Source organism: Klebsiella sp. 1SOBk5mer (genome assembly GCF_046603115.1).
Classification (GTDB): domain Bacteria; phylum Pseudomonadota; class Gammaproteobacteria; order Enterobacterales; family Enterobacteriaceae; genus Klebsiella; species Klebsiella quasipneumoniae.
This window is the reverse complement of the sequence record NZ_JBKIUU010000003.1, coordinates 273,329-287,533: the sequence shown is the minus strand read 5'-3', so window position 1 is coordinate 287,533 and position 14,205 is coordinate 273,329. Positions and strand designations below refer to the sequence as shown.

Here is a 14,205-nt window from a genome sequence, read left to right as displayed (position 1 = left end):
TATCTTAATTTTGTAATTAGGATACCATGCAGTATCGTAAATGTACAAGATATCCCTGATCCAGCCTCTCTCCCTTCATCCAAATATGGAGCGCATCACCATGAATGACGTCATCATCATCGGAGGAAGCTTTGCCGGCCTTGCCGCAGCCCTACAGCTTGGCCGTGCCCGCCGCAAAGTTACCGTCCTCGATACTGACCGGCAGCGCAATCGCTTTGCCGGCCATTCGCACGGTGTGCTTGGCCACGATCATAAGCCGCCTCGGGACATCCTGGACGAAGCACGGCAGCAACTGGCGCGCTATTCAACGATCAGCCTGGTCACTGCGCGAGCCGAGAGCGTATCCGGCACCATCGACGATTTCTGCGTCGTCACTGACGATAGCGAAAGCCTGCGGGCGCGTCGCCTGATCCTGAGCTATGGCGTCGCTGACCAGATGCCTGATATTCCTGGTTTTGTCGAAGGTTGGGGGACGTCCGTCATCCCGTGCCCCTATTGCGACGGCTTTGAAGTTGCCGACCAGCATTGGGGACTCGTGTGGTCCGGGCCCCAGTCGCACAACCAGGTCCGGCTCTTCCATGACTGGACCGACAGATTGACCGTCTTCGGCAATGGTCACAACATCGCCCCCGACATACGGGCCGATCTGGCGGCTCGCCAGGTCCCCCTCGTTGATGGACGGATCATCGAAATCGTCGGTCAGGCGAGCCGTAGCGCCACCATCAGGTTAGAGACCGGCCCCGATGTCGCCGTCAATATCCTCTTCGCACATCCGCGTACCAGGCCGTCTGCAAACCTTCATGGCACCCTTGGACTTGCCACGGTCAATACGCCAACTGGCATCGCCCTCAAGACCGACGAGCGCCGCGAAACCAGCATGCCAGGCATTTACGCCGCTGGCGACCTCGCCAACCCGGGAATGCCCTCGGTCACTACGGCAACATGGCAAGGCGCGATGGCGGGTATCTTCGCCCAGCAGTCGATGCTCGCTTGAGTGAAAACGGCATCGATCAACCCACTTCAATTTCACAACAGACAGGAGCTCCGCCATGACCGCCATAAAACCATTCAAACCTCTGGACGAGAAATTTCCGTTTGACCGCCAACTCGGTATCGCGGCCGCGCCTCTTGTGCTCATCAACCTGTTTACGGTCGTCGAGCCCGCAGACGAAGCGGGCTTCCTGGACGCTTTCAGGGCGGCTGCCGGGGTCATTACGAAGCAACCGGGCTTCATTTCCATGCAACTGCATCGGGCGATCGGCGATAGTCCGACTTACCTGAACTATGTGATGTGGGAATCAACTGAGGCGGTGCGCGCCGCCTTCACCGATCCCGCGTTCCTCGCGAAACTTCCGGCATATCCTTCATCCGTCGTGGCCAGCCCGCACCTGTTTCAGAAAGTCACCGTCCCCGGGTTCTGTACGGCCTGATGCCGGAAAGATGGCAAAGTGCGACGGCGGCTATCTCCGCCTGGAAATGGATGCTGAGCGGAGAAAAATGACATCCGAGTCATCGATTTTCTGACGAGATATCGCTGTCTAGCCAAAAAGAAACGGATCGCTTTCGCCCAGCATTGACATAGATGACTAATACAGGCTTTTAACGTCCGCTCTGGCACACCGGGGACTACACCCAAGCGAAAACTTTTGCTCGTTTTAGCATTTCATCACCGCATTCAAATCAGGATCGGTTGCGTTGTGGAAAGTTGCTCACGAATAGGCGTTGAAGCGGGATCCTGGGGGCAAAAACGGCAGAAAGAAGAGACTAGCGAGGGACTTATTTGTCCTTTCCCACAATGATATTCAAGACATTGATTCATCGGCTAATAAAGCGCCTTACAGGACAGGGAAATCAGCCAGGAAGTTATGCTAACTGGCTGATTTTATTTAACTACGCTTCACTTTTAGACGATTGTTTGTGAAACAGTTCGCGGAATACCGGGTAGATATCCTCCTGGTCGCGGATATGCTGCATGGCGAAATTATCAAAGGTCGCCTGCAGGTGTTCATACTCGCGCCACAGGGTCTGATGCGCCCGGCGGGTAATTTCGATATAGCTGTAATAACGCACCACCGGCAGAATTTTCTTCGCCAGCAGTTCGTGGCACAGCGGGGAGTCGTCGGCCCAATTGTCGCCATCCGACGCCTGGGCGGCGTAGATGTTCCACTGCGCCGGGTCATAACGCGCCTGCACCACTTCATCCATCAGCTTCAGGGCGCTGGAGACGATGGTGCCGCCGGTCTCCTGAGAGTAGAAGAACTCGTGTTCATCCACCTCTTTCGCCTGAGTATGGTGGCGGATGTAGACCACATCGACGTTTTTATAGGTCCGGCTGAGGAACAAATACAGCAGGATATAAAAGCGCTTGGCCATGTCTTTGGTGGCCTGGTCCATCGAGCCTGAGACGTCCATCAGGCAGAACATTACCGCCTGGCTGGAGGGCTCCGGCCGTTTTTCGTAATTTTTGTAGCGTAAGTCAAAGGTGTCGATAAACGGCACCCGTTCAATTTTAGCCCGCAGCTCGGCAATCTCTTTGCGCAGGCGCTCCTCCTCCAGCAGCTGCACCGGTTCGCTGCGGCTGATGGTCTCCAGATCCTCCTCCAGGGCGCGCAGTTCACGGCGCTTGCCGGCGGTCATCGCCGTCCGGCGGGCCAACGAGTTCTGCAGCGAACGCACCACGCTGATGTTGGCCGGCACCCCGTTAGAGGTAAAGCCCGCGCGATGGGTTTTAAACTCGTTCAGCTGCCGGTGCTGATTTTTCTTCAGGTTCGGCAGGGCGAGATCTTCGAACAGCAGATCCAGGTACTCATCTTTCGAAATCTGGAAGACAAACTCATCCTTCCCTTCGCCATCGGCGCTGGCTTGCCCCTGACCGCCGCCCCCGCCGCCGCCGCCCCCTTGTGGGCGTTCGATGCGGTCGTTTTGCACGAAATGGTCGTTGCCCGGGTGGACGCGGTTGCGCAGCCCGCCGCGACCCTGATGAAACATCGGCTCGTTGATATCGTCCGTCGGGATCGAGACGGATTCTCCGCTCTCAATATCAGTCACCGAGCGCTTGTTGATGGCCTCGGAGATCGACTGTTTAATCTGCGCCTTATAACGGCGCAAAAAGCGCTGACGATTGACGGCGCTTTTGTTTTTCCCGTTCAGGCGTCGGTCTATGAACCAGGTCATATGCCCTCCTGTACTGCATTAGCCAACTTTACTTATCATCATTCAGCTGCAGTTGGCCCGGCGGCGCACCGCCGGGCTGGACGCATCAGGACGATTTACGAACCCGCAGGTACCACTCGCACAGCAGGCGAACCTGTTTGCGGGTGTAGCCTTTCTCCATCATGCGGTCGACAAAGTCGTCGTGTTTTTTCTGCTCATCGGTTGAGGTTTTGGCGTTAAACGAAATGACCGGCAACAGCTCTTCGGTATTGGAGAACATTTTCTTCTCAATAACCGTGCGCAGTTTCTCATAGCTGGTCCAGTTCGGATTACGTCCGCTGTTGTTGGCTCTGGCGCGCAGCACAAAGTTGACGATTTCATTACGGAAGTCTTTCGGGTTGCTGATCCCGGCCGGCTTCTCAATTTTCTCCAGCTCGGCATTCAACGATTCACGGTCAAACAGCTGCCCGGTGTCCGGATCGCGGTATTCCTGATCCTGGATCCAGAAGTCAGCGTAGGTGACATAGCGATCGAAAATGTTCTGCCCGTACTCGGAGTAGGATTCCAGATAAGCGGTCTGGATCTCTTTGCCGATAAACTCGGCGTATTTCGGGATCAGATAGCCTTTGAGGAACTCCAGATAGCGCTCGGCCTGCTCCTGCGGGAACTGTTCGCGCTCAATCTGCTGCTCCAGCACATAGAACAGATGCACCGGGTTGGCCGCCACTTCAACATGGTCGAAGTTAAACACCCTTGAGAGGATCTTAAAGGCAAAACGGGTGGAGAGCCCGTTCATCCCTTCATCCACTCCGGCGTAGTCGCGATACTCCTGATAGGATTTCGCTTTCGGGTCGGTATCCTTCAGGCTCTCGCCGTCATAGACCCGCATTTTCGAGTAGATGCTCGAGTTTTCCGGCTCTTTCAGGCGCGACAGAATCGAGAAGCGCGCCAGCGTTTCCAGAGTGCCCGGGGCGCATGGCGCATGCGTCAGTTCGCTGCTGTTGAGCAGTTTTTCATAGATACGGATCTCTTCGGAGATCCGCAGGCAATAAGGCACTTTGACGATATAGACGCGGTCGAGGAAGGCCTCATTGTTTTTGTTATTACGGAAGGTCACCCATTCCGATTCGTTGGAGTGGGCAAGGATGATCCCGTTAAACGGCAGGGCGGAGATCCCTTCGGTCCCGTTATAGTTACCCTCCTGGGTCGCGGTCAGCAGCGGATGCAGCACCTTGATCGGCGCTTTAAACATCTCGACGAACTCCATGATCCCCTGGTTGGCGCGGCACAGCGCACCGGAGTAGCCGTAGGCGTCCGGGTCGTTCTGCGCATAGTGTTCCAGCTTACGGATATCCACTTTACCCACCAGCGCCGAAATATCCTGGTTGTTCTCATCGCCCGGTTCGGTTTTGGCGATGGCGACCTGCTCAAGAATCGATGGCCAGACTTTGACCACGCGGAATTTCGTGATATCGCCGCCAAACTCATGCAGGCGTTTGGCCGCCCACGGCGACATAATGGTGCCGAGATAGCGGGTAGGGACGCCATATTCTTTCTGAAGGATCTGCGCATCCTCCTGCGGATTGAACAGGCACAGCGGGTGATCGTTAACCGGGCTGCGCTCGCCGTTGGCGCTCAGCACATAGATAGGCACGCGCTGCATCAGGGCTTTCAGCCGTTCAGCCAGCGATGATTTACCACCGCCCACCGGTCCCAGCAGATAGAGGATCTGTTTCTTCTCTTCCAGCCCCTGGGCGGCATGCTTGAGGTAGGAAACGATCTGCTCAATGGCGTCTTCCATACCGTAAAACTCTTCAAACGCCGGATAGCGTGCGATGACCCGGTTTGAAAAGAGACGGGATAGCCGCGGCTCGAGAGCCGTATCAACCATGACGGGTTCACCAATGGCCATCAACAGACGTTCTGCCGCATTGGCATAGGCACTGCGATCTTGCCGGCAGATGGTAAGAAACTCCTGCAGTGTGAACTCTTCGTCCTTGGCAGCTTCATAGCGCTGGCGATAGTGATCGAATATATTCATGGCATGCCGTCCTTTCGTTTTTTAGCACAGGTTGAGAGCCGTTCATATGAATAGTGGGGGCCCCCGGAAGACATAAGCTGAACATCGCTCTCCTGGTATCCAGCAACCCTTATGCCAGGTTGCGGGTGGGGTAGCGTGAATGTGCCCTGCAATTACACCTTCTAAATTTAAGCGTAGATGCATTTAGAAATCTTGCATGCCGCAGAAAATCAATTTCAATGACATATCAATAACTCATCCTGAAAAAGACGCTTTTTGATTCGCCGGGACGTGAAGCTGTCATCGGGCTGTCACCAGATGGTAAGAGAAGGGTGGGAAAGTGAACGATTTGTGTCATATCGGGTAAAGAATTTGAGGCATGAGACCTACGACGGTAAACTGCACGGGCTGATTATTTGACAACGGGAATATGGATTGTGACTAAAATCAAACTTCTGGCACTCGGCGTGCTGATTGCGACCTCCGCCAGCGCGGCGCATGCCGATGGGAAGTTCACGCTTGGGGCTGGCGTCGGCATCGTTGAGCATCCGTACAAGCAGTATGATGCGGATGTTTATCCGGTGCCGGTCATTAGTTATGAGAGCGATAACTTCTGGTTCCACGGTCTGGGCGGGGGTTACTACCTGTGGAATGACACCAACGATAAGCTGTCGATAACGGCCTACTGGTCGCCGATGTACTTCAAGCCGGGCGACAGCGATAGCGAACAAATGCGTCGCCTGGATAAACGTAAATCGACCGTGATGGCCGGTCTTTCTTATGTCCACAACACGTCCTATGGCTTCCTGCGCACGACGATTGCCGGCGATACGCTGGATAACAGCAACGGCATCAACTGGGATCTCGCCTGGCTGTACCGCTACACCAACGGGAACCTGACGCTGACGCCGGGCATTGGCGTCGAGTGGAACAGCGACAATCAGAACGAATACTACTATGGCGTCTCGCAGCATGAGTCCCGTCGCAGCGGGATGCGCAGCTACGATCCGGACAGCAGCTGGAACCCGTATCTGGAGCTGGCGGCCAACTATCGCTTCCTCGGCGACTGGAGCGTATACGGTATTGCGCGCTACACGCGTCTGTCGGATGAAATTACCGATAGCCCGATGGTGGACAAATCCTGGAGCGGTCTAATCTCAACCGGGATCACCTACACCTTCTGATTGTGCATTATTACAGTGCGCTTTATGCATCAAAACAGGGCTTCGCGCCCTGTTTTGCTTTATGGTGGTGCAGGGCGCGAAGAAGGAGACGATGGTGAAAAAAACAGTATGCTTTGACGAGCAGGCGGCAGTTCCGGCCATCGGGCTGGGAACCTGGTATATGGGCGAGAACGCGGCGCAGCGTCAGCAGGAGGTGGCTGCACTGCGCGCGGGCATCGACCATGGCCTGACGGTAATCGATACCGCGGAGATGTATGCCGACGGCGGGGCGGAGGAGGTAGTGGGCCAGGCGATCCGCGGCCTGCGCGACCGGGTGACGCTGGTCTCTAAAGTCTATCCCTGGCACGCCGGCGGAGCGGCGATGCGCCGCGCCTGTGAAAACAGTCTGCGCCGGCTGCAGACCGACTATCTGGATATGTATCTCCTGCACTGGCGGGGCGATATCCCCCTGCAGGAGACGGTCGAGGCGATGGAAAGGCTGGTGGCCGAGGGCAAAATCCGCCGTTGGGGCGTCTCCAATCTGGACACCGACGATATGCAGGCGCTGTGGCGCACGGCGGGCGGCGAACGCTGCGCCACCAACCAGGTGCTCTATCATCTCGCGTCGCGGGGCATTGAATACGATCTCCTGCCCTGGTGCCAGCAGCACACCCTGCCGGTGATGGCCTATTGCCCGCTGGCGCAGGCGGGGCGCTTACGCGATGGACTTTTTCAGCATACCGATATCATCAATATGGCTAACGCGCGGGGCGTGACGGTGGCGCAGCTGCTGCTGGCCTGGGTGATTCGTCATCCGGGAATGCTGGCGATCCCGAAAGCGGCGACTATCGAGCATGTGGTGCAGAATGCCGCCGCGCTTGATATCGTTCTCAGCCCGCAAGAGCTTGCGCAGCTGGATCGCCTCTATCCGCCGCCGCCGCGGAAAACCCGGTTGGATATGGTTTAACCCACAGCGCATCCAGGTGGAGAAGAGAAAAAGCCCCGTGATAAACGGGGCTTTTTGCGGTTAGCGTTTTTTCACGCTGATGGTTTGCGCCAGGCGAGACGGGGTCTCTTCACTGGCTTTCTGTGGCTGGGTCACGCAGCAGGTTTCGACGCAAACGAAGGTTTTATAGCCATCGTCCGGCATGTCGCCCATGCTGACGGACAGCGCCGGGCCCGGGTTCCAGGCCACCACGTTGTGCTGATGATGATGCACCACGTCGATCGTGCGGCTGAGCGCGTCGTCGTGGATCACGCTGCAGCCTTCGGCGTCGAGATAGACGCGGTCGGTACGATCCGGGAAGGTCTGCACGCCGTTGTTCAGAACGCCTTCTTCGGCGTTCTTCACTTTATCGATATAGCGCTCGCCAAGACCGCTCACTTTCACCGCCGCGATATCGCCAACGTTGAAGTAGCTGTGCAGGGCAGAGGTGGTCTCGAATTCGCCGTGGGCTTCCAGCTCGATTTCGCAGGTCTTGCCCAGCTTGAAGCGGGCATAGAGGGTGAACTCATGCGGCCACAGCTTCATGGTTTCAGCGCTGTTCTGCAGCGCAAAGGTCAACATCACGCCGCTGTCGTCTTCATCATGCCCTTCCAGGGTCCACGGCAGGTTGCGGGCAAAGCCGTGCGACGGCAGGCCCTGCTGCGCCGATGGGCCAAACCACGGCCAGCAAATCGGCACGCCGCCGCGCAGGGCGACGCCCTGTTTAAATGGGGTGTTGTTGCTCAGCCACAGGACTTCTTCTTCACCGGCGGGTTTCCAGGAGAGCAGGTGCGCCCCCTGCAGCGCCACAGAGGCTTTCACCTGCGGATGGTCGATGACAATCAGCTCCAGGTCGTCCAGCTGGCGACGGGAGATAACGGGCGAAATGGTTTCATTCACCGGGAGAGCAAAAATTTTATTTATCATTGTGCAATCCTATCTCTGCAGACAAAAAAAAGAGCGACCGAAGTCGCTCTTACAGATTACTTTTTCATCTCAACTTATTTGGAGATGTGGGCAATCAGGTCCAGAACTTTGTTGGAGTAGCCAGTTTCGTTGTCGTACCAGGAAACCAGTTTAACGAAGTTGTCGTTCAGTGCGATACCTGCTTTAGCATCGAACACGGAAGTGCAAACTTCGCCGTTGAAGTCGGTAGAAACAACGTCGTCTTCGGTGTAACCCAGAACGCCTTTCATTGCGCCTTCAGAAGCGGCTTTGATAGCTTTCTTGATTTCTTCGTAGGACGCTGCTTTTTCCAGACGAACGGTCAGGTCAACAACGGATACGTTCGGAGTCGGAACGCGGAACGCCATACCGGTCAGTTTGCCGTTCAGTTCTGGCAGTACTTTACCTACAGCTTTAGCAGCGCCGGTAGAGGACGGGATGATGTTCTGAGCTGCGCCGCGGCCGCCGCGCCAGTCTTTGTGAGACGGGCCATCAACGGTTTTCTGAGTAGCGGTGGTTGCGTGGACGGTGGTCATCAGGCCTTCAACGATACCGAAGTTGTCGTTGATGACTTTAGCCAGCGGTGCCAGGCAGTTGGTGGTGCAGGATGCGTTGGAAACGATGTCCTGGCCAGCGTAAGTGTCGAAGTTAGCGCCGCGAACGAACATCGGGGTGTTGTCTTTGGACGGGCCAGTCAGAACGACTTTTTTCGCGCCAGCGGTGATGTGTTTACGAGCGGTTTCGTCGGTCAGGAAGATACCGGTTGCTTCAGCAACAACGTCAACACCAACTTCGTCCCACTTCAGGTTAGCCGGGTCACGTTCAGCGGTAACACGGATTTTTTTACCGTTAACGACCAGATGACCGTCTTTCACTTCAACGGTGCCGTCGAAACGACCGTGAGTGGAGTCATACTTCAGCATGTAAGCCATGTACTCTGCGTCTAACAGGTCGTTGATTGCAACGATCTCGATGTCAGAACGTTTCTGAGCAGCACGGAAAACAATGCGACCGATACGGCCAAAACCGTTGATACCTACTTTGATAGTCATATATTCCACCAGCTATTTGTTAGTGAATAAAAGGTTGCCTGTAAAATTACAAAAACCTTACGCAGCGTCAAGCGGAATCGTGTCAATCATTGCGACAAATCAATCCTGAGCACACCTTGCGCGATTGATTTGCCTCACTCTCCCTTTGAGCCCAATTCCATATGGGGGCTGCGCGCGGAATTTTAAAGGGCATTTAAGATAAAAACGTGATTTAAGTCACAATTATCTGGCTGCCTGTGGGCACCGGATAAGTTTAGAACAAAAGTGTACGCTTCATTGTTAATGTTTTGTTAGAATTGGGGCGAAAGTTGTCCATTGCAAAGCGAGATGTAAGCCCATGGCAAATAAACCCTCCCCGGAAGAGCTGAAAAACGGCTTGAGCGAAATGCAGTTTTACGTGACCCAACATCATGGCACCGAACCGCCTTTCACCGGACGGCTGCTGCACAACAAGAAAAATGGCGTGTATCACTGCCTGGTGTGCGATGCGCCGCTGTTCAACTCCCAGACCAAATACGACTCCGGCTGCGGCTGGCCGAGCTTCTACGAGCCGGTAAGCGAAGAGGCCATTCGCTATCTGGACGACAGCTCCCACGGCATGCAGCGCATTGAGATCCGCTGCGGAAATTGTGATGCCCATCTCGGTCACGTGTTTCCGGATGGCCCGCAGCCGACCGGCGAGCGCTATTGTGTCAATTCGGCGTCGCTCAGCTTCACCGATGAGCAGAACGGCGAGCAGATCAAGGGTTGAAGAAACGATTCAGCAAATTATTCCAGGTGGAGGTGAGTGGAAGATGGATATTGAGCAAATTATCGACAGCATGACCCCGGAAGTGTATCAGCGTCTGGCGACGGCGGTAGAGCTGGGAAAATGGCCGGATGGCGTGGCGCTGACGCCGGAGCAGAAGGAAAATAGCCTGCAGCTGGTGATGCTATGGCAGGCCCGGTATAACACCGACGCCCAGCATATGACCATCGACACCCGCGGGCAGATGGTGATGAAGAGCAAACAGCAGCTGAAGGAAGATTTCGGCATCGTGCCGAAGCCGATCGCCACCGTGAAGTTGCAATAAACCGCCGGCCGGCGGGGAGACGTTCCGGCGTCGGGTGATCCGGCGCCGGACCAGGGTAGCGTCAATGACCGCGCCCGGCGGTCAGTCGCTTCGCTTACTTTTTATTCATCATCGCTTTCAGGTCGGCAAACGGGTTGTAGGTGGCCTCGCCGACGCTCTTTTGCGCATCTTCGCCCGCTACCACCGTGGAGCCATACTGATCGGCTTCGGTGTACTTGGAATGTTCGTGATCGTGACAGTAAAGGCACAACATCTCCCAGTTGCTGCCATCTTCCGGGTTATTGGAGTGGTCGTGATCGATATGGTGCACCGTCAGCTCGCGCAGATTGGAGTAGACAAACTCCCGGGAGCAGCGTCCGCATACCCAGGGAAAGAGCTTGAGCGCCTTTTCGCGGTAACCCACTTCCAGACGTGCGTAATTTTTGGGGATATAGGCCATGGCCCCCTGCCTCCTGTCAAACGGTTAAGCTGCGCCAGCCCCTGGCGCAGCGGATAACAGGCATCATAACCTATCCCGGGCGGCGCGATATACCTGCATTGCCGGCGATGCTGCCTGCGTCACGCCGCCCGGCGGCGGCGATGCGGCGGAACAGCCGCGATTAGTGTTTGATCCCCAGCGATTCCGCCAGCTGGCGGGCCAGCTGGTTCTGGTCATCGGCGCCATACTCCCAGAACATCGCTCCGGCGAGGCCTTTCGCCTTGATGTAGTCCGCTTTAATGGCCACCGAGCGCGGGTTCTCGTAGGAGAGGGCGAACAGCGGCTTGCCCTCGGCGGACTGCACCGACAGCCACGGGACTTTCGCCTCATCGTCCCAGTGCTCGGTAAAGCGTTTCTGCGGATCGTTGAGCAATTTGCCCACGATATCATTGTATTTCACGTAGGTGTCTTTGCTCAGGTCATAGCCCAGCGAGGCAAACAGCGCGATCTGCTGTGGACCAAAATAGGGCTGGGTGACCGGGTTCTTTTGCGCATCCGCTTTACTCCAGTCAATCCCCGGCTCGACCGCCCGTTTCGGCACCCGGCCATAAAAACCAATTCCGAGGTTCATCTGGCTGGGTTTAAGCCCGGCGGCCAGGTAATTGTTGACCACAAAATCGGCGCTGTATTTATCCGCCGCGGCGACCGTCGGCCAGTGGCTGGAGTCATACAGGTTCGAGTTGAAGTACTGCGTGCCGTAGGCCATGTCGTAGGTCATCAGGTTGATGTAGTCGAGCGATGACGCAATCGCTTTAACGTCCACCCAGCTTTTCGGGCTTTCGGCGTTGGCGCCCACGGCGATAGTGACAAGTTTCCTGGTACCAAACGCTGCGCGCAGCTCTTTTAACAGCGCGGTAAAGTTATCGCGATCGGCCGGTTGACTGGCAACCAGCCCCCAGGCGCCGTTGACCGGAAACTCCCAGTCGAGGTCAATCCCATCCAGACCATATTTTTCAACAATTTCCTGCGCAGACTGAATAAACACCTTCCGGGTTTCTTTGCTTGCCGCCGCGCCGGAGAAACCGCGCGCTCCCCAGCCGCCGACCGACAGCAGGACTTTGAGGTCCGGGTTCTGTTTACGCAGGGCCGGGAGCTTTTGCAGATCCGCCTGCACCTTCGGCGACAGCCAGATCTCGTGCAGATGAGCAGGATCCTTCAGGGCTGCGTTGGTCTCGTCTTTTTCATCGTTATAGATAAGGCCAAACGAGTAGTTGAGATGGGTGATCTGCCGGACGTCCAGCTTGTCGATATCCCCGCCCGGCCCGGCAGTGACGTCGCCGCCGCCGTTGAAATAGCCGACGGACATCAGCGGTTGGGCAGAGAGCGCGGAAGCGCAAAGCAGGGGCAAGGCTGCCAGCAAGGGCAAACGTTTCATAGTGGTTCCTCTTTGACATAAAAAAAATAACCGCGCCACGAAAATGGCGTGGCGAAAAAACAGCCTTGCCAGACTACCAGCAATAACCTGTTGAAACTGCGAGAGAGTTCAATTTATGGACGATAACGAAGCGGCAGAAGAAGCCCCGGCGCGGGCGCGCCGGGGAAGGGATCAGGCGTGGGTTTCCCGCCAGTCGTCGAGGGTATAGAGCGTGGCGCCTGCGGCGGCCATCTCCATAAACGCCTGGCTGCTGTCCTGCGGCTGAAGATTCACCCCGCGGCAGCCGTCGGTGATGACGTTGACCGCGTAGCCCAGCGCCAGGGCATCCAGCACGGTGAACTTAACGCAGTAATCGGTGGCGAGGCCGAGCACGGTCAGCTCCACGATCCCTTGACCACGCAGCCAGCCGTCCAGTTCAGTTTTCTGCCGGTGACCGTTGTCAAAAAAAGCGCTGTAGCTGTCAATGACCCGGTTTTGCCCTTTGTGGAACACGGCGGCGATGGCCTGCTGCTTGAGCAGGGGATGCAGCGCCGCGCCTTCGCTGTGCTGAACGCAGTGATCCGGCCAGAAAGTTTGCGCCAGGCCATCCAGGTCGCCCACGGTGTAGGGCTCCACATGGTGCTGGCTGGCGAAGCTGCCGTGATCCGCCGGGTGCCAGTCCTGGCTGGCGACGATGGGCTCGCCGCGCGCCAGGCTCCAGTCGATAAGCGCATTGGCCACCTCGACGGTACTATCGCCTTCAGGAACCGCCAGCGCGCCGCCGGCGCAGAAGTCGTTCTGCAAATCAACCAGTAACAGCGCTCGATGCGCCATACGTCCTCCTTAAGCTTCGTCAGGGGTCAGTTCGCCACGCAGATTCTGCTGCATCGCCGCGCGAATGGCGTCAACGTCCAGCTGCTGGCTCAGCAGATAGTGTAGCTTGGTCAGCGTCGCTTCCACCGTCATATCGAAACCACTGATGACTCCCGCCTGGGCGAGGGCATTGCCGGTGGCATAGCCGCCCATGTTCACTTTACCGGACATACACTGCGTCAAGTTGACCACCACAATGCCGCGCTGGCTGGCTTCCGCCAGCACCTGAATAAACTCGCCATTCTGCGGCGCATTGCCGACGCCGTAGGAGCGGAGGATCAGCGCTTTCACCGGTTGGCGCAGGAAATTACGCACCACGTCGGCGGAGATGCCAGGGTAAATCGTCACCACGCCAATCGGCTGCGGGGTGATGGGGTGCACGATAAGCTCTCCGCAGCCCTGCGGCGCCGGCGGGGTACCGAGACGGCGGATATGGATCCCGGCCTCCAGCAGCGGCGCGAGGTTTGGCGAGGCGAAGGCGTCAAAGCCGTCGGCATGGGCTTTAGTGGTACGGTTGCCGCGGAACAGCCGATTGTTGAAGAACAGCGCCACTTCGTTAATCGGATAGTTGGCGGCGACGTACAGGGCATTGAGCAGGTTGATCTGGCCGTCGGAGCGCAGCTCGGCCAGCGGGATTTGTGACCCTGTCACAATCACCGGTTTGCCGAGGTTTTCCAGCATGAACGACAGCGCAGAGGCGGTAAACGCCATGGTGTCGGTACCGTGGAGGATCACAAAGCCATCATACTCCTCGTAATGGCTGCGGATATCGTCGGCGATGTGCTGCCAGTCCTCAGGGGTCATATCGGATGAATCCATCAGCGGATGGTATTCATGGATCGTGAAGTCCGGCATCTCCGGGCGATGGAACTCAGGCATCAGCGCCAGCTGACGCTGCAGATGGCCGGAAACGGGTACATAGCCGTGTTCAGAGCGCTGCATACCGATGGTCCCACCGGTGTAGGCAACGTAAATCGATTTTTTTTGCATAGCATCGCTTAGGTTGGTCGTAGACAGGCGCAGTATAAAGAGACGGAGGAAAAAATACAGTGTTGGCCGCTCGCTTTGTGGCGGCGCTGGCAGGTGCGGAAAAAAGGCTGCCCCGGGAG

The 14,205-nt window shown here is 56.7% G+C and carries 14 protein-coding genes; 6 read left to right on the top strand and 8 right to left on the bottom strand.

Annotated features, from left to right (window positions below; genetic code table 11):
- Positions 1-100 precede the first annotated feature (100 nt).
- Both ACLH1U_RS10225 and ACLH1U_RS10220 read left to right on the top strand, forming a co-directional pair.
- On the top strand, positions 101-994 hold the full coding sequence (locus ACLH1U_RS10225) for an NAD(P)/FAD-dependent oxidoreductase (RefSeq protein WP_411299245.1): 894 nt from the start codon (positions 101-103) through the stop codon (positions 992-994).
- 55 nt (positions 995-1,049) lie between these two features.
- The gene (locus tag ACLH1U_RS10220) at positions 1,050-1,430 is read left to right on the top strand and encodes an antibiotic biosynthesis monooxygenase family protein (protein WP_285202976.1); all 381 of its coding nucleotides are present in this window, start codon (positions 1,050-1,052) and stop codon (positions 1,428-1,430) included.
- A 460-nt stretch (positions 1,431-1,890) separates the two neighbouring features.
- Here the strand turns inward: ACLH1U_RS10220 and ACLH1U_RS10215 are convergent, their stop codons facing one another.
- Positions 1,891-3,174, bottom strand: a complete 1,284-nt coding sequence (locus ACLH1U_RS10215; protein ID WP_012968476.1) for a YeaH/YhbH family protein — start codon at positions 3,172-3,174, stop codon at positions 1,891-1,893.
- 85 nt (positions 3,175-3,259) lie between these two features.
- Positions 3,260-5,194 carry a protein kinase YeaG gene (gene yeaG / locus ACLH1U_RS10210; protein WP_004203779.1) on the bottom strand — a complete coding sequence of 645 codons (1,935 nt, stop codon included), beginning with the start codon at positions 5,192-5,194 and terminating at the stop codon, positions 3,260-3,262.
- A 416-nt stretch (positions 5,195-5,610) separates the two neighbouring features.
- Between yeaG and ACLH1U_RS10205 the strand changes: the two genes are divergently transcribed.
- A complete protein-coding gene (locus tag ACLH1U_RS10205) occupies positions 5,611-6,357 on the top strand; it encodes a MipA/OmpV family protein (RefSeq protein ID WP_411299231.1) in 747 nt (248 codons plus the stop codon).
- Positions 6,358-6,448: 91 nt separating this feature from the next.
- A complete protein-coding gene (locus ACLH1U_RS10200) occupies positions 6,449-7,303 on the top strand; it encodes an aldo/keto reductase (protein WP_085550726.1) in 855 nt (284 codons plus the stop codon).
- Positions 7,304-7,363: 60 nt separating this feature from the next.
- Here the strand turns inward: ACLH1U_RS10200 and ACLH1U_RS10195 are convergent, their stop codons facing one another.
- A complete protein-coding gene (locus ACLH1U_RS10195; RefSeq protein ID WP_023289274.1) occupies positions 7,364-8,248 on the bottom strand; it encodes a D-hexose-6-phosphate mutarotase in 885 nt (294 codons plus the stop codon).
- A 74-nt stretch (positions 8,249-8,322) separates the two neighbouring features.
- On the bottom strand, positions 8,323-9,318 hold the full coding sequence (gapA, locus tag ACLH1U_RS10190; protein WP_004203784.1) for a glyceraldehyde-3-phosphate dehydrogenase: 996 nt from the start codon (positions 9,316-9,318) through the stop codon (positions 8,323-8,325).
- A gap of 337 nt (positions 9,319-9,655) precedes the next feature.
- On the opposite strand from gapA, the gene msrB reads away from it, so the two are divergent.
- Positions 9,656-10,069 carry a peptide-methionine (R)-S-oxide reductase MsrB gene (msrB, locus tag ACLH1U_RS10185; protein ID WP_004203786.1) on the top strand — a complete coding sequence of 138 codons (414 nt, stop codon included), beginning with the start codon at positions 9,656-9,658 and terminating at the stop codon, positions 10,067-10,069.
- Between the two features lie 43 nt (positions 10,070-10,112).
- The gene (locus tag ACLH1U_RS10180; RefSeq protein WP_004203787.1) at positions 10,113-10,391 is read left to right on the top strand and encodes a YeaC family protein; all 279 of its coding nucleotides are present in this window, start codon (positions 10,113-10,115) and stop codon (positions 10,389-10,391) included.
- A 94-nt stretch (positions 10,392-10,485) separates the two neighbouring features.
- Here the strand turns inward: ACLH1U_RS10180 and yajD are convergent, their stop codons facing one another.
- The 4 genes from yajD to ansA form a co-directional block, all read right to left on the bottom strand.
- Positions 10,486-10,830: an HNH nuclease YajD gene (yajD, locus tag ACLH1U_RS10175; protein WP_002901254.1), complete on the bottom strand. Its 345-nt coding sequence runs from the start codon at positions 10,828-10,830 to the stop codon at positions 10,486-10,488.
- 160 nt (positions 10,831-10,990) lie between these two features.
- The gene (locus ACLH1U_RS10170; protein ID WP_032452507.1) at positions 10,991-12,244 is read right to left on the bottom strand and encodes a glycoside hydrolase family 18 protein; all 1,254 of its coding nucleotides are present in this window, start codon (positions 12,242-12,244) and stop codon (positions 10,991-10,993) included.
- Between the two features lie 171 nt (positions 12,245-12,415).
- Entirely contained in the window at positions 12,416-13,057 is a 642-nt protein-coding gene (pncA, locus tag ACLH1U_RS10165; protein ID WP_085550728.1) for a bifunctional nicotinamidase/pyrazinamidase, read from the bottom strand.
- A gap of 9 nt (positions 13,058-13,066) precedes the next feature.
- The gene (gene ansA, locus ACLH1U_RS10160) at positions 13,067-14,086 is read right to left on the bottom strand and encodes an asparaginase (RefSeq protein WP_032452508.1); all 1,020 of its coding nucleotides are present in this window, start codon (positions 14,084-14,086) and stop codon (positions 13,067-13,069) included.
- Positions 14,087-14,205 lie beyond the last annotated feature (119 nt).

What these genes read in the sequence shown, in the direction of transcription:
- ACLH1U_RS10225 (WP_411299245.1), top strand. Translation starts at nt 101, where the DNA reads ATGAATGACGTCATCATCATCGGAGGAAGCTTTGCCGGCCTTGCCGCA.
- ACLH1U_RS10200 (WP_085550726.1), top strand. Translation starts at nt 6,449, where the DNA reads ATGGTGAAAAAAACAGTATGCTTTGACGAGCAGGCGGCAGTTCCGGCC.
- ACLH1U_RS10195 (WP_023289274.1), bottom strand. Translation starts at nt 8,248, where the DNA reads ATGATAAATAAAATTTTTGCTCTCCCGGTGAATGAAACCATTTCGCCC.
- ACLH1U_RS10180 (WP_004203787.1), top strand. Translation starts at nt 10,113, where the DNA reads ATGGATATTGAGCAAATTATCGACAGCATGACCCCGGAAGTGTATCAG.
- ansA (WP_032452508.1), bottom strand. Translation starts at nt 14,086, where the DNA reads ATGCAAAAAAAATCGATTTACGTTGCCTACACCGGTGGGACCATCGGT.
- msrB (WP_004203786.1), top strand. Translation starts at nt 9,656, where the DNA reads ATGGCAAATAAACCCTCCCCGGAAGAGCTGAAAAACGGCTTGAGCGAA.
- yeaG (WP_004203779.1), bottom strand. Translation starts at nt 5,194, where the DNA reads ATGAATATATTCGATCACTATCGCCAGCGCTATGAAGCTGCCAAGGAC.
- ACLH1U_RS10170 (WP_032452507.1), bottom strand. Translation starts at nt 12,244, where the DNA reads ATGAAACGTTTGCCCTTGCTGGCAGCCTTGCCCCTGCTTTGCGCTTCC.
- ACLH1U_RS10215 (WP_012968476.1), bottom strand. Translation starts at nt 3,174, where the DNA reads ATGACCTGGTTCATAGACCGACGCCTGAACGGGAAAAACAAAAGCGCC.
- gapA (WP_004203784.1), bottom strand. Translation starts at nt 9,318, where the DNA reads ATGACTATCAAAGTAGGTATCAACGGTTTTGGCCGTATCGGTCGCATT.
- yajD (WP_002901254.1), bottom strand. Translation starts at nt 10,830, where the DNA reads ATGGCCTATATCCCCAAAAATTACGCACGTCTGGAAGTGGGTTACCGC.
- ACLH1U_RS10220 (WP_285202976.1), top strand. Translation starts at nt 1,050, where the DNA reads ATGACCGCCATAAAACCATTCAAACCTCTGGACGAGAAATTTCCGTTT.
- pncA (WP_085550728.1), bottom strand. Translation starts at nt 13,057, where the DNA reads ATGGCGCATCGAGCGCTGTTACTGGTTGATTTGCAGAACGACTTCTGC.